The following is a 17,132-nucleotide window of genomic DNA, read 5'->3' on the forward strand; positions in this document are numbered from 1 at the left end:
GGCGGTGGTTGCGAACCGGGGGGCGGATCGGGGTGTCTCATCCCGATCCGGACACCGCGACCTGTACGGGTTCGGGTTCTTGCTCCGCTTCTACTCCGGTTCCGGCGCGGCCTCCGGCGCCGCCGGACCCTCCGGTGCCACCGGGTCCGCCGCCCCCGACAGTACGGCGAAGGACGCGCCCTGGTTGTCGAGCAGCACGGACATCCGCCCGTGCGGGATGTCGAAGGGCGGTGCGGTGACCCGGCCGCCGAGACGGACCGCCGTCGTCGCCGCCGCGTCGCAGTCGGCGACGGCGAAGTAGCTGAGGAAGTGGGCGGGCATCTCCGCGGGAAAGGCGTCGGTGATCACGCTGCGCCCGCCGATCGCGCCCGCCTCCCCCGGCTCCGCGCCGGCCGGGGACCACCCGCGGAAGTCGATGGAGGCGCCCGGCAGGTCCGTGCCCCGGAAGCCGAGGACGGACTCGTAGAACGGGTCCACGCGCTCCTTGTCCCGGGTGTACAGCTCCGTCCAGCAGAACGATCCCGGCAGGCCCGTCCGCCCGAATCCCGGGTCGTCGCCCGCCTGCCGGATGCCGAAGACCGCCCCGGCGGGGTCGGCCGCCTGGGCGATCACCCCGGACCGCCCGTCGGCCTCGGGGCCGCGCACCAGGGCGCCGCCCGCCGCCGTGATCCGCCGGCTGAGGGCGACGGCGTCGGCGGTGGCGAAATAGACCCCCCAGGCGGTGGGCATCCGGCCGTCCTTCTTGGCGACGAGACCGGCCACCCGCAGCCCCTCGCTGTACGCGGTCACGCTCCGTCCGGCCCCGGTGCCGCCGGTCTGCCCGAAGGTCCACCCGAACAGCTCTCCGTAGAAGCGCTTTCCCGCCTCCAGATCGGGGAGCGACACATCCACCCAGCACGGTGTGCCTTCCGCGAATGCGGCCATAGACCCGGATCCTTCCGCTGTGGACCTCGCCGTCCTTGTGGATACGTGGCGCCCCTCAGAGCCAAGCTAATGCGCCACGGGCGGGCGCGCAGCGGGAGAAATAGAACAATTGATTCATTATCGCAGGGTGAGCCGCCCGCCACCCCGAGTTATCCACCGAAGTTGTCCACAGGCTGTTGATAACACTATTCACCCTCGCTCGGCCTGCCCGGCCGCGAACCGGGCGGGCGGAGCCGGGCATCCCCCAGGCGCCCGAGCCGGTGAGCGAGCCCGTGCGCGAGATGGCCGGTTCCCCATTTGCAGTCGGCCAAATCGCGCCGCGATCACCCCTCGGTAAGCTGACGGCATGACAGGACAAGTGCGCACCGTCGACGGCCGCGTGGCTGGTCGGCGCGGACAGGCGACGCGGCAGAAGCTGCTCGACTGCCTCAGCGAGATGCTCAGCTCCTCGCCGTACCGGGACGTCAAAGTCATCGACGTCGCCCGTAAGGCGGGCACTTCACCCGCGACCTTCTATCAGTATTTCCCGGACGTCGAAGGCGCCGTACTCGAAATCGCCGAGGAAATGGCCAAGGAGGGCGCCGGGTTGACCGGGCTGGTCTCCGGCCGCTCCTGGGTCGGCAAGGCCGGCTGGCAGACCTCGGAGGACCTGGTCGACGGATTCCTCGACTTCTGGCGCAAACACGACGCGATCCTCCGGGTGGTCGATCTGGGCGCCGCCGAGGGCGACAAGCGGTTCAACAAGATCCGGCTCAAGATCCTCAACTCCGTGACCAACTCCCTCACGGAGGCCGTCAAGGAGTTGCGGTCCAAGGGCAGGATCGACAAGGACGTCAGCCCCGCGGCGCTGGCCGGCTCGCTCGTCGTGATGCTCTCGGCGGTGGCCTCGCACCAGAAGAACTTCCAGAGCTGGGGTGTGAAGCAGGCGGAACTGAGGCCGAACCTCGCCCTCCTGGTCCACCTCGGCATCACCGGCAAGAAGCCCACCAGGTAGTCCGCCGCGCGCATTCCGGCCGATCCGCGCGCTCCGGCCGATCCGCCGCGCGATCCGGACCATCCGCGCTCCGGACCATCCGCGCGCTCCGCGAAACGCCCCCGCCCGGCACAGCACGCGGCGCAGCCGCACACCGCTCCCGAGCGAGCACGCCCGTACGGCCACGGGTTGAATGACCCGTATGACCCGTATGAACGACGACGCCGGCGACGCCTCGCCCAGCGACGAGCAGGAGACCTTCCGCGCCCTCCTGCGCACCCAGCGCGTCTGGGACACCGCACTGCCCGCCTTCGATCCGGCCGCCGCTCCGGCCGATCCGCTCCCGCTCTTCCGCCGCTGGTTCGCCGATGCGGTCGCGGCAGGCCAGCCGGAACCGCACGCCATGACGCTCGCGACCACCGGCGAAGACGGCCGTCCCGACGTACGCACCCTGATGCTGCACGACGCCGACGCGCACGGCTGGCACTTCGCCACGCACGCGACCAGCCGCAAGGGCCGTCAGCTGGCCGCACGCCCCGAAGCCGCGCTCGGCTTCTACTGGGCGGCGCAGGGCCGTGCCGTACGGGTCAGAGGCCCCGTGCGCACCGCGAGCCCCGAGGCGAGCAGCGCCGATCTGCACGCCCGCTCGACGGGCGCGCTGGCCGCCGCGCTGGTCGGGCGGCAGAGCGAAGTCCTCGACTCGGTCGCGGACTTGGCCAGGTCCAGCGCGGACGCCTGGGACCGCGCGCGCCGCGAGCCGGACGCGGAGGTGCCGTCATGGACGGCGTACGTCGTCGCACCCGCCGAGGTCGAGTTCTTCCAGGGCGACGCGCACCGACAGCACGTACGGCTGCGCTACCGGCGCACCGGCGCGGGCACGGGAGAGAGGGACGGCTGGGTACGGGAACTGCTCTGGCCGTGACGCCGGGCGCGCGGGGCGCCGCCGGCGCCCCGCGCCCCAACTGCCGCCCGGCGGGGGCCTCGCGGCCCCCGTCCCCCTCCTCCTCGCGGGCGTGACCGATTCGCAACCCATTCCCTTCTTGACCGAGACCCAACAACTGAGGAGACGATTAGGCTCACCCCTCATGTGTGCCGATTTCGATCTCACCCACGACCGCCCCGTGTACGTCATCGGCGGCGGGCCCGGGGGGCTCGCGGTCGCCGCCGTACTGCGCGAACGCGGGGTACGGGCCGTCGTGCTGGAGAAGTCCGACGCCGTCGGCGCCTCCTGGCGCGGCCACTACGACCGGCTGCGGCTGCACACCACCCGCGCCAGGTCGGCACTGCCCGGGCTCGGGATGCCGCGCTCCTTCGGCCGCTGGGTGGCCCGCGCGAACGTCGTCCGGTATCTGGAGAAGTACGCGGAGCACCACGCGCTGGAGATCGTCACCGGTGTCGAGGTGACCCGGATCGAGCGCTCCCCCGACGGTTCGGAATGGCTGCTGCGGGCGACGGGCGGCCGGGAGCTGACCGCACGCGCGGTGGTCGTGGCGACCGGCTTCAACCACACCCCGAAGGTGCCCTCCTGGCCGGGGCTGGAGGCGTACGAGTCGTCCGGCGGCGAGGTGCTGCACGCGAGCGGATACCGGAACGCCGAGCCGTACGCGGGCAAGGACGTCCTGGTCGTCGGCGTCGGCAACACCGGCGCCGAGATAGCCGTCGACCTCGCGGAGGGCGGCGCCGGCCGGGTCCGGCTCGCCGTCAGGACCGCCCCGCACATCGTGCGGCGCTCCACGCTGGGGTGGCCGGCCCAGTCGAGCGGCATCCTGATCCGCCGGCTGCCGACCCGTCTGGTCGACGGCGTGTCCGCGGTGCAGGCCCGCCTCGCCGTCCCCGACCTCTCGGCCAAGGGTCTGCCGCGCCCCGACACCGGGCTGTACTCCCGGGCCCGCGCGGGCGCGATCCCGGTGCAGGACGTGGGACTGATCAAGGCGGTGCGCCGGGGCGGCGTCGAGCCGGTCGCGGCGGTGGACGGCTTCGACGAGAAGGAGGTCCTCCTCGCCGACGGCTCCCGGATCACCCCCGAGGTCGTCATCGCGGCCACCGGCTACCACCGCGCGCTGGAGGGCCTGGTGGGCCACCTGGACGTGCTGGACGCCCGGGGCCGCCCGACCGTCCACGGCGGCCGCACCCCGCGGCAGGCCCCCGGCCTCTACTTCACCGGCTTCACCAACCCGATCAGCGGCATGTTCCGCGAACTGGCGATCGACGCCCGCCGCATCGGCAGGGCGCTGAGCCGCTAGGGCGTGTTACGAAAGGCGCTGAGCCGCTAGGGCCTGTGGCGAATGTCCGGGCGGCCGGATTCCGCCAGGGTCCGGATCGGGTACACCGCTCCGCGTTCCCGGACCCCGTCGGACAGCAGCTCGGCGGTGGTCGACGGCGAGTCGACCCGGAGCGTCACCGGGCTCACCGCTCCGATGGCTCCGAGCGCGACGCTGCGGGACCCGAACGGTCGGGGCGCGTGGGACCGCAGGAGCGCGACCCCCGCGAGGATCACGGCGACGTTCCCTCCGACCATCGCCGGGCCCGCGCCGAGGGCGTGGTACAGGATGAGCCCGCTGCCCGCGTTCGCCTGGCCGCCGTGGAACACACCGACCGGCACGATGCCCACTCCGTGCGCGATCGCCGACCCGACGAACCAGCGCCGCAGGCGTGCCCCGGCGGCCCGCCCCGGCGCGCTTCGAGGCGGGTGGCACGAGGCCGGCCCCGCCCCTGCCGGCGCGCCTCGGCTCAGTGCTCCGGCCGCGGCTCGGCGCCGGTTGCGAGCCGCCCGGCCGGGCCTCCCGGGCCCGCGCCCGCCGGAGCGCGCCGCCTGATCACCAGGGCCATCAGCGCCGCCACAGCGCACAGCGCCCCCGACGCGATCCAGACCACGTCGTACGAGCCGAAGACGTCCCTGGCCACACCGGCCAGGAAAGCGACGAGGGCCGCGCCGATCTGGTGGGAGGCGAGGACCCAGCCGAAGACGATGGCGCTGTCGTTCCCGTAGTGCTCGCGGCACAGGGCGAGCGTCGGCGGGACCGTGGCCACCCAGTCCAGGCCGTAGAAGACGATGAAGAAGACCATCGGCGGGTGGACGGACGGCGCCAGCAGCATCGGCAGGAACAGCAGCGAGACACCGCGCAGCGCGTAGTAGACCGCCAGCAGGCGGCGCGCGTCGAAGCGGTCGGTGAACCAGCCGGAAGCGATCGTGCCGACGACATCGAAGACCCCGACCACCGCCAGCAGCGAGGCGGCGGCCGTGATCGGCATCCCGTGGTCGTGCGCCGCCGGGACGAAGTGGGTCTTCACCAGGCCGTTCGTGGAGGCGCCGCAGATCGCGAACGTACCGGCCAGCAGCCAGAACGGGCCCGTGCGGGCCGCCCGGAACAGCACCGTGACCGCCCGCCGCGCGGCGCCGGACACCGGCGGCGGCTTGGGTACGAAGCCGGGCGCGCCGTACGGCGACAGCCCCGCGTCGGCCGGATGGTCCCGCAGCAGCAGCCACACGAGCGGTACGACGGCGAGCGCGGCCAGCGCGACCGTGACGGCGGCCGGACGCCAGCCGTGCCGCTCCACCAGCCACGACAGCAGCGGCAGGAAGATCAGCTGCCCGGAGGCGGACGCCGCCGTGAGGATGCCGGTGACCAGACCGCGCCGGGCGACGAACCAGCGGTTGGTGACCGTCGCGGCGAAGGACAGCGCCATCGATCCGCTGCCCAGGCCGACCAGGACGCCCCAGTACATGACCAGTTGCCAGGTCGCGGTCATCCACACCGTCAGCAGCGAGCCGACGGCTATCAGGGCCAGCGCCAGCGCGACGACCCGCCGGATACCGAAGCGGTCCATGAGCGCGGCGGCGAACGGCGCGGTCAGCCCGTACAGCGCCAGATTGACCGAGACGGCGAAGCCGATCATCCCGCGCGACCAGTCGAACTCGGTGTGCAGCGGCTCGATCAGCAGTCCGGGGAGCGAGGCGAAGGCCGCCGCGCCGATGACCGTCACGAAGGTGACCGCCGCGACGATCCACGCCCGGTGCACGCGGGGCGGCCGGCGCCCCACGGGCGCGGGAGCGGGGTCGAGGGCGGGGCCGGAGGCCGGTCCTTCCGATGCGGGAAGTTCGTTCGTCTGCGTCACGTCAGACAGCTTCGGCCGGGCCCGCGGACCGGGCGAGTGGCCCGGAGGACAGCATTCGCTACGATCGGGCCACCACCCCGTACGGGACACTGACCGCCGGACCCGACCGGACCGGCAGAACCGGAGCCCCCATGGCCGACCGCCCGCCGCACCGGATCGCCGTACTCGCCCTCCCCGGGCTGATCCCGCTCGAACTCGGCATCCCCCAGCGGATATTCGGCCGCTCCCGGGACTCCACGGGCCGGCGGCTGTACGAGGTGGTGACCTGCTCGGCGCTGCCGCCGGGCCCCGTGCGCACCGACGCCGACTACTCGATCCTCGTGGAGAACGGCCCGGAGGCCCTCGCCACCGCCGACACCGTGGTCGTCCCCGCGTCCCACAAGATCGGGCCGGTCTTCGAGCGGGGCGCCCTCACCCCGGAACTCGCCGCCGCCTTCGCCGGGGTCCGCCCCGGTACCCGGCTGGTCTCGATCTGCACCGGCAGCTACGTGCTGGCCGCTGCGGGCTTCCTCGACGGGCGGCCCGCCACCACCCACTGGGCCTCCGCCGACCACTTCCAGCGGACCTTTCCCCGGGTCGAGGTGGACGCGGACGTCCTCTTCATCGACGACGGCGATGTCCTCACCTCGGCCGGGGTCGCCGCCGGGATCGACCTCTGCCTGCACATCGTGCGGCGCGACCACGGCTCGGCGGTCGCCAACGACATCGCCAGGCGTACGGTCGTCCCGCCGCACCGGGACGGCGGCCAGGCGCAGTACATCCGCCGCCCGCTGCCCGAGACGCGGCTGGCGACCACCGCCGCCGCCAGGACCTGGGCGCTGACCCGGCTCCATCTGCCCATCCAGCTCAGGGACATGGCGGAACGGGAGTCGATGTCCGTACGCACGTTCACGCGCCGCTTCCGCGAGGAGGCCGGCATCAGCCCCGGCCAGTGGCTGGTGCGGCAACGGATCGAGCGGGCACGGCAGTTGCTGGAGTCGACGGATCTGTCGGTCGACCAGGTGGCGCGGGACGCCGGCTTCGGTACGGCGCAGTCGATGCGCCAGCACCTCCAGTCGGCGCTGGGCGTGGCGCCGACGGTCTACCGGCGCACATTCCGCGCCCGGACCCCGGATCGCGGCCGGTCAGACGCCTGATGCGTACTCCCTCAGTCTTTTCCGGAGTACCGCCCGCCCTCACCCCGGCGGTACGGCCCACGACACCTCGCGCACCAGGGAGAACGCGCCGAGGGTGATCTCGTCCCCGGCGATCTCGTCCCCGGCGGCCTCGGACCTGCCGCACTTGCCGCCCCGGTCCACCTCGCACCAGATGCGCTTGCCCGCGCCCTCCGGCTGCCAGCCCCACCGGTCGGCGAGCCCCTCGACCAGTTCCAGCCCGCGGCCGTTGGTGTCGTCGCCGTCGGCGTGGCGCGGACGCGGCGGGGAGGCGCTGGCGTCGGCGACCTCGACCCGTACGGTCCCGGCCTCGGCCCGGCCGGCGCCGAACAGCATCCGCAGCACGGCCGGGCAGCCGGTGTGCACCACCGCGTTGGTGACCAGCTCGGAGATGAGCAGGATGAGGGCCTCGGCGACCGGCTCGTCGTCCTCCATCCCGGAGCCGACGAGCCGCGAACGGGCCCATCTACGGGCTCGCCCCACCTCCGCGGGGTCGGGCCCGACCTCCAACTGCACCTGAAGCACCTGCACCGCTCACACCATCCGAACCGGCGGACACATCGCCTCGCGCCTCGACAAGGTCTTCGAAAGGATCACGGAACGTGATTCCCCTGCGAGACAGCATGGTTGACGTACAGTCACCGCAACAAGCGCTTCGGGCATATTCCCGCGCGAAGGAGTACCCGTAGTGCATACTGTGCGACGCACATTGCGGTGAGTCGAACGCGGGCGCGCACGGCGCCCTTCCAGCGCGCGAGCGGCGCACATTCGCGCCCCCGGCGCCGCCGTACCGGCAACACCGCGACCGCCGCGCCTCGCTAGCTCTCGCACTCCACGGAGGTTACCGGAGCCCGGCCGCGACTCCACCCTGTGACGGACCCCCGCAAGGACACAACCCGGTATCGACCTCGGACCGCGGCGTCCGGACACGCACGGTGACGCACGGCAGTGCTACGGCCAAGGCTCCGGGACCTCCGTACGTACCCCCGTGGCGGGTGGGACGCACCGGGGCGCGTGTGGCGTACGGAGGCCACGCGGAGCGGAGGCCACGCCGAGCGGAGGCCCGCGCCCAGCGGAGGCCGCGCGGCAGGGCCGGGCCGGTCAGGGCTCGGGCGTCACGTAGTACCCGGCGAGACCCGTGAGGATCTCCGCCTCCTGGATCCTGCCGTCGCCGTCCACGTCCAGCTCCCGCGCCACCTGCCGCGCCGCCTCCTCCGCGACGCCCAGCACCCGCAGCGCGCGTTCGGCGGCTGCGGGCGTCACCCCGCCGCCGTCCTCGTCGGCCACGGCGATGGCGGCGTGCAGGAACGGGCGGGCGATCTCGGCGAAGCGCTCGGGGTTGTCGCGCAGCCGCTTGACCGCGCCCGTCACGAACTCCGTCCTGCTGACCCGCTGGTCGCCGTCCACGTCCGCGATCCCGGCCATGCCCTGCCAGAACGCCTCGGCCCCGCTGTACAGTGCCTGGCCCTTGTCGGAGCGGGCGGTCGTACCGAACTCGGCGAGGAGTGCCGCCGCCGCGCCGCTGAAGTCCTCGCGGTCGATGTAGCCGCTGCCGTCCTGGTCGAATGCCGCGAACCGGGAGGCGATCTTGGCCTCGTACTCTGCGCTGTCCATGCCCGGAGCGTACGACGGCGGTGGGCCCGCGCGGGGCCGGTTGCCCCCGACTGCCCCCGCGGGGGCTACGCGGAGAGCGGTTGGGTGGATTCGTCCACGGCGGAGGGGACATCCGGGTACACCTCGAAGAGGCGGCGCACCCCGAGCGCCGCGAGCACCCGGTTGACGTGCGACCCGGCCTCCATCCCCCGCGCGGGCAGGATGAGATGGAGCCGGCCCCGGCAGGAGTGGAGCAGCCGGCGGGACGCGATCAGCACACCGACCCCGCTGGAGTCGCAGAAGAACACCTGGGAGAGGTCGAGCACGAGTTCGTGCCGGCCCGCCGCGACCGCGTCGTGGACCCGCTGGCGCACCTCGGGCGAGGTCATGAGGTCCAGCTCCCCCGTGATGTGCAGCACGGTCCACTCACCCTGCCGGGACTCGTCCACTTTGAGAGTCACGTGTCTGGACCTTTCCTCTGGCCGGTCCGGGAGAACGCTCCGGAAACCGCGTCGGGATATGGGCGCCCTCCCGGCAGGCACTGCCGGTCGTGGCACTGACTCCGGACCTCGTAACGATCCGGAAGATGTCCTTCCTCATGCGGCGGCTGCCCGCGCCCCGCTCCCTCGAAACGTCGCGTGCGCGACATCGCCGGGCAGCGCCTCGGTCATGAGTACCCACCTCACTACCCACCCCGCGCCGCCGCCTACCCTCCCGGACGCTCCCGGGAGCGCACTTGCCCGAAAGGGACGCGCGTTTTCCGCGCGGCCCACTACATTCGGTGGAACGGTGGGCTTCGACATCATGGTGAGCAGGGGCGGGTCGCGCGGAGGAACAGAGCGCAGAGGAACAGAGCAGGGGGTCGTATGGCGAAGGACAGTCCACCCCGCTGGGACCGCGGGATGCAGCAGCGGATGGCCCGGGGCGAGGCGGCGGCGCTCGGTGAGCTGTACGACCGGTTCGCGCCACTGGTGCACAGCCTGGCCCACCGCGTGCTGGACGACGACAGCGCGGCCGACCGCGTCACGCGCGAGGTCTTCGGACATCTCTGGGAGAACCCGGATACGTACGACCCCCGGCAGGGCTCGATCCGGTCCTGGGTGGCGAATGTCACACAGGAGTTGGCCGTGGAGCGGCTGCGGCAGACGGAGGCCGCGGCGTACGAGGCGAGCGGCGACGCCTCGGAGGAGCGGCTGGCGGAGCTGGAGGCGAAGATACGCCGGGCCTCCGCCGCCGCCCGCGCGGACTACATCGTCAGCTCGATGCCGGCGCCGCTGTGGGACGCGCTGAAGCTCGCGTACTTCCAGCGCCGGGACTACCACCGGGCAGCGGCCGACCTCGGGGTCACGGAGGAGGAGGCGCGGCGCAGGCTGCGGCTCGGCCTCCAGCTGCTCTCGACGGCCAACACCCGGGCGGGCGAGGGCTTCTCACCGCCCGGCTCACCCGGCACCGGGCGCACCCGGTGACCGGCCCGCTGGACGGCGGCCACCGGCACGGCGGCGAGCCGGAGGAGCCCCCGGCCTTCCCGCGCATACCGGGCCCGCGCCCCGCGGCCGACGATCTGCCGCTCGGCCGGACCCCGCCACCACCACCGCCCACGCGGGCCCCGGAACCGGAAGGGGAGCCGTCGGCCCCGCGTCCCCGGGCCGCGGAGCCGACGCCCGAGGCGGCCCATCAGGCACTCACCTCGCTCCTGGGCGCCTGGGCCCTGTCCGTCTGCTCGGCCGAGGAGACGGAGCGCGTCGAGGACCACCTCACGGAGTGCGCGCCCTGCGCCGAAGAGGCGCTCCGGCTGCGCGACGCGGTGGGACTGCTGCACCCGGAGAGCAATCTGGACCTCGACCCGCTGCTGCGCTCGCGCGTCCTGGAGAGCTGCCTCGGCCTGCGTCCCGCCCGGATACCCGTGCCCGCCTGGGCGGCCCCCTACGACGCCGAGACCGCCCGGCTCGACGCGCTGCTGCGCGACATACCCGACGCGGAGTGGCACGCGCCCGTCCGGCTCAAGTGGTTCGAGCACGAGCGGAGCACCTCCCGGCGGACCACGGTCGCCGGGGTCATCGGCCATCTGCTGACCGTGGACGGCCTGGTCGCCGGGGCGCTCGGGCTGGCGGACCCGCTCGGCTCCGACGCCCCGGTGGCGCCCGCCGACCGTACGGACCTCTTCTGGCGGACCCGCGCCCGGCCGCCCACCCGCTCGCTCCACGAACCCTGGCGCGAGCAGAACCACGCGCTGATCCGCACGGTGTCCTTCGCCGGCCGGGGCGTGGCCGATCTGTCCGTCTCCTACGGCGACTTCGCGCTCCCGCTGCGGGACGCGCTGCTGGACCGGGCCTTCGAATGCTGGGTGCACGGCGCGGACATCGCGGAGGCGGTGGACTATCCGTACGAGCCGCCCAGCGGCCCTCATCTGTACGAGATGGTCGACCTGGCGGCCCGGCTGCTTCCGGCCGCCCTCGCCCTGCGCCGCCGCAGCGGGCTCGCGGGTCCGGCGCGGGACCTGGTGGCGGCGGGCGCTCCCGGCAGATCGCTGCGGCTGCTGGTGGAGGGACCCGGCGGCGGGGACTGGCACATCGCGCTGGACTCCCCGGCGGCGGTCGGCTCGCCCGAGCTGTCGGTGGGCTCGGTGGCGCTGGACGCCGTCGAGTTCTGCCAGTTGGTGGCGGGCCGGGTGCCGCCGGAGGACGCGGCGGCGGGCCAGGAGGGTGACCGGGAGGCGATCAGGGACGTGCTGTTCGCGGCGGCCGCGCTGAGCCGCCTCTGAGCCGGCGGCGGAGGAACGCCCGGGGGTCCCCCCACCGCCCCGGCCCTCAGCCGAAGATGACCGTACGGTGCCCGTTGAGCAGAATCCGGTGCTCCGCGTGCCACTTCACCGCGCGCGCCAGCGCCCGGCACTCCACGTCCCGGCCGATCGCCACGAGCTGCTCGGGCGTCACCTGGTGGCCGACGCGCTCGACCTCCTGCTCGATGATCGGGCCCTCGTCGAGATCCGCCGTCACGTAGTGCGAGGTCGCGCCGATCAGCTTCACCCCGCGCGCGTGCGCCTGGTGGTAGGGCCGCGCGCCCTTGAAGCTCGGCAGGAACGAGTGGTGGATGTTGATGATCCGGCCGCTGAGCTGCTTGCACAGGTCGTCCGAGATGACCTGCATGTAGCGCGCGAGCACCACCAGCTCCACCCGCTCCTCCCGTACCAGCGCCAGCAGCTCCGCCTCGGCGGCGGCCTTCGTGTCCCTGGTCACGGGGATGTGGCGGAAGGGGATGTCGTACGAGGCGGCCAGGTCGGCGAAGTCCGGGTGGTTCGAGACGACGGCCACGATGTCCACGGGCAGTGCGCCGATACTGGCCCGGAAGAGCAGGTCGTTCAGGCAGTGGCCGAACTTGCTGACCATGAGCACGACCCGCATGCGGTCCTCGGCGCGGTGGATCTGCCAGTCCATGCGGAACGAGTCGCCGATGGCGGCGAAGCTCGCCCGCAGCTTCTCCACGGTCACCGGGGCGTCCGCGGAGAAGTGCACCCGCATGAAGAAGAGACCCGTGTCGTGGTCCCCGAACTGCTGACTGTCCTCGATATTGCAGCCGGTCATGAAGAGATAGCTCGACACGGCGTGCACGATGCCCTGTTTGTCCGGGCAGGACAGCGTCAGGACGTACTGGTCGGACAGATCCGCGGGGGCCGCGGCCGGTGACTGCGAGGCGCTGCTCATGACCTCAGAGCATCCCACATCTCCCGCGCGGGCCCCGCCTCAGGCCGACCGGGTGACGATCCGCAGCACGTCCAGCGACTGCGGCGCCGTATCGGGGTCGTCGCCGTCGCTCACCGCGAGCCGGACATGCGCCTCGCGGGCCGCGCGCACCGCCTCCGGCCAGCCGTGGTGCTCCAGATAGGCGGAGACGGGCGCGTCCGCGCCGACCTGGTGCATGATGCGCAGCACCCGCAGCACGGCGACGTCGACGAGGGCGGCCTCGCCCGAGTCGCGGAAGATCGTGCCGACGTACTTCTCGGCGGACCAGTTGTCCAGCCAGGTGTCCTCGACCAGCCGGTAGACGGCGTCGGTGACGTCGCCGTACCCTTCCAGGCCGGCCAGCCAGCACTCCTGGTGGAACACGGGATCGGAAAGCATGTGCAGCGCCGAGCGCACGTTGCTGCGCCAGCGCCACCACGGCATGTCGTTGAGCGGCATGCCGCCCATGGTGGAGGAGCGACGGGCCGGACGGGAAGTGTTCTCGGAACCTTGCTGCACAGTCCACGACTTTACGGTCCGCGCCGGGGCACACCGGCACGCCCCCGCGATTACCTCTCGCCGTCACCGACCGCCGCGCACCTCCCACGTCCGGGGCCCCGGGGCGCGGACGCGGCCCACCCACCCCACACCCCACCCCGGCGGATGCGCGGAGGGCACCACCGGCGGGAGGGGGCCGGGGCCGCAGGAGGTGCGTGTCCGGACAATAAAGCGTGATGTGTGGCGCATGACGCACCCGCACGAACACGACGACCCGCACGCGCCGTACATCATGCCGTCCGGACATGCGCCTCCGGAGGCCCCGGCCCCGGCCGAGGCCCCGGCCCCGGCCCCCGCACCACAACGCACCACGCCCGCGCCCGCACCCGCGAGCACCGCGCCCGCGGGCCCCGCGCCCGCCGTCGCCGGACGGCCTCGCCTACAGCTGCGTAGGCGCCCGCTCCGTCAGCTCGTACTTCTTGGCGATGCTGTTCCACAGCCCGGACGCCTTCTGCTTGGCCGAGGTGGCCTCGCCGCTCGCCTGGTTGCCCTTCGCCGCCTGCCCCGTGACCCGGGCGTGGCCGCCCTTGCACCCCTTCTTGCCGTCGACCTGGTCGGCCCAGGCCGCGTAGTGGTCGTCGGCGGAGGCGGACGCCTGCCACGCCTCGGTGAGGGAGGAGGTCAGCTCGCCGTGGCGGGGCAGCTTGTCGACGGTGAGCGCCTCCAGCCGGGTGACGAGGTCGCGGCGCTGGTCGGCGGCGTCGTGGAGGTCGTCGGCGGCCTGGTCCAGGTTCCGGCAGGACTTGATGTTGTCGACGGCCTTGATGACGGACTCGCGGCTGTTGCTGCTGTCCGCGAGGAGCTTGTCCAGCTCCACGGCCTGGGTCTTGACCGGGTCCTCGGCGGGCTCGGAGGAGGCGGACGCCTCCGGGGTGGGGGTGGAGGCGGAGGCGACGGTCTTGCTGTCGTCCTGCTTCTCGTCGTCGCCGCCGCTCAGCAGCGCGCCGGCGCCCAGCCCGAGGACGGCTATCCCGATGGCGCCGGCCGCCAGCAGCGGCGCGCGCGAGGACTTGCGGCGCCCGGCGCCCCGGCCCTGCGGCTCGAACCCGCCGTCGTCGCGCCTGGCCGTGGGCCGGGCGGACGGGTAGGGCTGCGCGCCGGGCGGCTGGGCCGACGGCTGGGGGGCGGGGCCCGCCGCGTCGAACTGGGGCATCTGCTGGGTCGATTCCGCGCCCCCGCCGCCCTGTCCGGCGCCGCTGTCCGCGCGGAAGAGGTTGTCGAACTCGGCGGGCGGCGGGCGCTCGCCGGGGGCGCCGGGCCGCACGTCGTACGGGGCGGGTCCGGTGGCGGGGACGGGCGCGATGAACTGCGTGGCCTGCGCGTCGGGGCCCTGCGGGGCGGTGGGCGGCAGGAACTGGGTGGCCTCGGCGGAGCTCTCGGGCGGCAGCATGCCGGGCCCGGCGGGGACGGGTGCGATGAACTGCGTGGCCTGCGCGTCGGGGCCCTGCGGGGCGGTGGGCGGCAGGCCCGGGACGGGCGGGAGGTACTGCGTCGCGTCCGCGCCGCCCGGCGCTGGCGCCTCGGGCGGCAGGGAGGCCGGCGGGTACGCCGCGCCGTAACCCGGCTGCTGCGCGGGCTGCTCGTACGGCTGCGCCTGCTGCTCGTACGGCTGCGCCTGCTGCTGGTACGGCTGCGGCTGCTCGTACGGCTGTGCCTGCGGGTAGGGCTGGGCCGGCGCTCCGGGCTGCTGGTAGGGCTGGGCCTGTGCCCCCGGCTGCTGGTACGGCTCCGGCAGCCCGCCCTGCTGCTGGTAGGGCTGCTGCGGCGACTGCTGGTACGGCTGCCCGTACGGATCGGCCTGCCCCGGCTGCTGGTACGACAGCGGCTGCTGCGGCGGCGGCTGCGCTCCGCCGTACCCGCCCGGCGCGGGTGCCGCGTACGGAGGCGGCTGAGCCGGGGGGTCGTACGGCGCGTTCCGGGGCGGACCGTAGGGCGGCACAGCCGCCTGGTTCTGGTCCTCGGCCGAGCCGGGGATCCAGGGCCCGCTACCGTCGCTGGGCAGCACGACGCCTTCGTGCGCGGGCCGAGCGGCGGGATTGCGCGGCTCATCCCCCTGTCCGCTGTGCGTCACCGGGACTCCTACGTGTGGAACGTGTGGAACGTCTGGACCTACCGAACTCACCGGCTCACGCTACCGGGTGAATCGGGGCCTCCGTGACGCACATGCGTTCTGTAACGACTCGCCCGGGAAAAACGCCGTGGCAGGGGCCGAATCGTGCCGCCGCGCCGGGGAATTGACGTCAACGCGCCGTCGCGGCGGCCCAGGTGCGCGCGCCGCCTCCGCCACGCTGTGGTAAGGGCACGGCCCGACAGGGCCCCGCGCCCCCGCACACACCGCGCCCCGCACGCACCGCGCCTCACGGCGCGCTCACCCCGCGCTCACGCCGCCTGGATCTCCAGCCGCGCCCCGAACTCACGCACCACCGGCTCCTCCCCGTACGGCTCCAGCCGCTGCTGGAAGTCGTCGAGATACTCCGCGCCCCGGCTCGAACGCAGCGACCCGAGCAGTTCGACCGCGCGCGTCCCCGTCCGGCACGCCTGCTCCACCTCGCGCTGCTGGAGCTGCGCGGTGGCCAGCAGGACCAGACCGATGGCGCGCCGCCTGGCGCGGCCCTCCGGGTGACCCTCCAGCGCTTCCCCGGCGTGGCGGGCCGAGACCTCCGGGCGGCCCAGATCGCGGTAGCAGTGCGCCAGTTCGTCGGCGAGATAGGCGTGGTCGAAGTGGGCGATCCAGTCGGGGTCGTCGCCCGAGCCCTCGCCCGCGTGCTCCAGGGCGGTGACCGCCCGGCCCGCGGCCGTCTCGCAGGTGTGGGCGTCCCCCATCAGCGCGTGCCCCCGGGCCTCGGCCGCGTGGAACATGGCCTGCGCGCGGGGCGTGACCTGCCCGCGCGCGCCCTCCTGCGCGGCGCGCGCCAACTGGGCGATCTCGCGCGGATTGCCGAGCTGCGCCGCGAGATGGCTCATCGACGCGGCCAGCACATACCCCCCGTACCCCCGGTCCCCGGCGGCCTGGGCGAGTCGCAGCGCCTGGATGTAGTAGCGCTGGGCGAGTCCGGGCTGCCCGGTGTCGACCGCCATGTACCCGGCCAGCTCGGTGAGGCGGGAGACGGCGGCGAAGAGACGGCGGCCGACCGGCTCGCGGTACGAGCCGGAAAGGAGGCCCGCCACCACGCTGTTCAGATAGTGGACGACGACCGGCCGGACGTGGCCGCTGCCGAAGCGGTGGTCGAGTCCGATCAGGGCCCGGGTCATGGCCCGTACCGCCTCGACGTCCGAATCGCCCACCCGTGCCCCGGTGTTGCGTGCGACGGTCGCGTCGGCGCCGGTGATCAGCCAGTCCCTGCTGGGCTCGACCAGCGCCGAGGACGCCACGGCCGAGCCGGAGAGGAAGTCACGCCGGCCCACATCGCTGCGCCACAGCTCGCAGACCTGCTCGATGGCGCCCATCACGGTCGGCGAGAACTGGAGGCCGATGCCCGAGGCGAGGTTCTTCCCGTTGGCCATGCCGATCTCGTCGATCGTGACCGTACGGCCGAGCTTCCGCCCGAGCGCCTCGGCGATGACTCCCGGGGCGCGGCCCCTGGGCTGCTGTCCGCGCAACCAGCGCGCGACGGAGGTCTTGTCGTAGCGCAGATCCAACCCGCGCTCCGCTCCCACCATGTTGACGCGCCGGGCGAGCCCGGCGTTGGAGCACCCGGCTTCCTGGATGAGCGCCTGAAGCCGTTCGTTGGGCTGACGGGCGACGAGTGGCCTGGCTGCCAATTGGATACCCCCTGTGGCCGCAGTGATCGACTCAACGACACTGCCCGGCAAGTACGCGAAGGATGCAGATGTTCGGTAATAACGGAAAAATTCGACGACTTTCCTGAAACTTCACTAAAACACGGCCGGTCGGTCTTGCGCTCCGCTTGGACCGACCGTCACATGGTGTCCGACCCCCGGGGGTGGTTACCCGCGTACCGCTCCACTCCTTCCCGAGCGCCCCCGTGCTTGCCTCTATGCGCCCCGTGTGCGGAATCGATGCGGCGCGGTGCGCCGCCTCCGCGCCCGTAACCCGTGATGTCGGCGGGAGTTGTGCTGTGCGTGGAAGAGACC

Annotated in this window: 16 protein-coding genes; 6 read left to right on the plus strand and 10 right to left on the minus strand. The window is 73.3% G+C overall.

Annotated features, from left to right (window positions below; genetic code table 11):
• Nucleotides 1–90: 90 nt before the first annotated feature.
• A complete protein-coding gene (locus ACFY6S_RS15895; RefSeq protein WP_388816577.1) occupies nucleotides 91–924 on the minus strand; it encodes a VOC family protein in 834 nt (277 codons plus the stop codon).
• 346 nt (nucleotides 925–1,270) lie between these two features.
• On the opposite strand from ACFY6S_RS15895, the gene ACFY6S_RS15900 reads away from it, so the two are divergent.
• The 3 genes from ACFY6S_RS15900 to ACFY6S_RS15910 all read left to right on the plus strand — a co-directional run bounded on the left by ACFY6S_RS15900 (nucleotide 1,271) and on the right by ACFY6S_RS15910 (nucleotide 4,140).
• Complete coding sequence (locus ACFY6S_RS15900; RefSeq protein WP_388816580.1) at nucleotides 1,271–1,918, plus strand: TetR family transcriptional regulator; 648 nt, start codon at nucleotides 1,271–1,273, stop codon at nucleotides 1,916–1,918.
• Nucleotides 1,919–2,099: 181 nt separating this feature from the next.
• The gene (locus ACFY6S_RS15905) at nucleotides 2,100–2,819 is read left to right on the plus strand and encodes a pyridoxal 5'-phosphate synthase (protein WP_388816583.1); all 720 of its coding nucleotides are present in this window, start codon (nucleotides 2,100–2,102) and stop codon (nucleotides 2,817–2,819) included.
• Nucleotides 2,820–2,982: 163 nt separating this feature from the next.
• On the plus strand, nucleotides 2,983–4,140 hold the full coding sequence (locus ACFY6S_RS15910) for a flavin-containing monooxygenase (protein WP_388816586.1): 1,158 nt from the start codon (nucleotides 2,983–2,985) through the stop codon (nucleotides 4,138–4,140).
• Between the two features lie 26 nt (nucleotides 4,141–4,166).
• Here the strand turns inward: ACFY6S_RS15910 and ACFY6S_RS15915 are convergent, their stop codons facing one another.
• Nucleotides 4,167–4,499 (minus strand): hypothetical protein, encoded by a 333-nt coding sequence (locus tag ACFY6S_RS15915; protein ID WP_388816589.1) that lies wholly within the window; start codon nucleotides 4,497–4,499, stop codon nucleotides 4,167–4,169.
• A 128-nt stretch (nucleotides 4,500–4,627) separates the two neighbouring features.
• Entirely contained in the window at nucleotides 4,628–6,013 is a 1,386-nt protein-coding gene (locus ACFY6S_RS15920; RefSeq protein WP_388816592.1) for an MFS transporter, read from the minus strand.
• Between the two features lie 131 nt (nucleotides 6,014–6,144).
• Between ACFY6S_RS15920 and ACFY6S_RS15925 the strand changes: the two genes are divergently transcribed.
• Nucleotides 6,145–7,149 (plus strand): GlxA family transcriptional regulator, encoded by a 1,005-nt coding sequence (locus ACFY6S_RS15925; protein WP_388816595.1) that lies wholly within the window; start codon nucleotides 6,145–6,147, stop codon nucleotides 7,147–7,149.
• A 39-nt stretch (nucleotides 7,150–7,188) separates the two neighbouring features.
• Here the strand turns inward: ACFY6S_RS15925 and ACFY6S_RS15930 are convergent, their stop codons facing one another.
• From ACFY6S_RS15930 to ACFY6S_RS15940, 3 genes are all read right to left on the minus strand, one after another.
• Nucleotides 7,189–7,698: an ATP-binding protein gene (locus ACFY6S_RS15930; protein ID WP_388816598.1), complete on the minus strand. Its 510-nt coding sequence runs from the start codon at nucleotides 7,696–7,698 to the stop codon at nucleotides 7,189–7,191.
• 570 nt (nucleotides 7,699–8,268) lie between these two features.
• Nucleotides 8,269–8,781 (minus strand): EF-hand domain-containing protein, encoded by a 513-nt coding sequence (locus ACFY6S_RS15935; protein WP_388816601.1) that lies wholly within the window; start codon nucleotides 8,779–8,781, stop codon nucleotides 8,269–8,271.
• A 65-nt stretch (nucleotides 8,782–8,846) separates the two neighbouring features.
• Entirely contained in the window at nucleotides 8,847–9,221 is a 375-nt protein-coding gene (locus ACFY6S_RS15940) for an STAS domain-containing protein (protein WP_388816603.1), read from the minus strand.
• Between the two features lie 405 nt (nucleotides 9,222–9,626).
• Between ACFY6S_RS15940 and ACFY6S_RS15945 the strand changes: the two genes are divergently transcribed.
• Both ACFY6S_RS15945 and ACFY6S_RS15950 read left to right on the plus strand, forming a co-directional pair.
• Nucleotides 9,627–10,226, plus strand: coding sequence for a sigma-70 family RNA polymerase sigma factor (locus tag ACFY6S_RS15945; RefSeq protein ID WP_388816606.1), 600 nt, complete (start codon nucleotides 9,627–9,629; stop codon nucleotides 10,224–10,226).
• Complete coding sequence (locus ACFY6S_RS15950) at nucleotides 10,223–11,521, plus strand: maleylpyruvate isomerase N-terminal domain-containing protein (protein ID WP_388816609.1); 1,299 nt, start codon at nucleotides 10,223–10,225, stop codon at nucleotides 11,519–11,521. The genes ACFY6S_RS15945 and ACFY6S_RS15950 overlap by 4 nt, the downstream gene beginning before the upstream one ends.
• Before the next feature lie 46 nt (nucleotides 11,522–11,567).
• On the opposite strand, the gene purU is transcribed toward ACFY6S_RS15950, so the two are convergent.
• From purU to ACFY6S_RS15970, 4 genes are all read right to left on the minus strand, one after another.
• Nucleotides 11,568–12,461 carry a formyltetrahydrofolate deformylase gene (gene purU, locus ACFY6S_RS15955; protein ID WP_388816612.1) on the minus strand — a complete coding sequence of 298 codons (894 nt, stop codon included), beginning with the start codon at nucleotides 12,459–12,461 and terminating at the stop codon, nucleotides 11,568–11,570.
• Between the two features lie 39 nt (nucleotides 12,462–12,500).
• Nucleotides 12,501–12,947, minus strand: a complete 447-nt coding sequence (locus ACFY6S_RS15960; RefSeq protein WP_388817999.1) for a hypothetical protein — start codon at nucleotides 12,945–12,947, stop codon at nucleotides 12,501–12,503.
• A 469-nt stretch (nucleotides 12,948–13,416) separates the two neighbouring features.
• A complete protein-coding gene (locus tag ACFY6S_RS15965; protein WP_388816615.1) occupies nucleotides 13,417–15,108 on the minus strand; it encodes a hypothetical protein in 1,692 nt (563 codons plus the stop codon).
• Between the two features lie 308 nt (nucleotides 15,109–15,416).
• Nucleotides 15,417–16,799 (minus strand): transcriptional regulator, encoded by a 1,383-nt coding sequence (locus tag ACFY6S_RS15970; RefSeq protein ID WP_388816618.1) that lies wholly within the window; start codon nucleotides 16,797–16,799, stop codon nucleotides 15,417–15,419.
• Nucleotides 16,800–17,132 lie beyond the last annotated feature (333 nt).

The organism is Streptomyces sp. NPDC012835 (genome assembly GCF_042900885.1).
Taxonomy (GTDB): Bacteria; Actinomycetota; Actinomycetes; order Streptomycetales; family Streptomycetaceae; genus Streptomyces.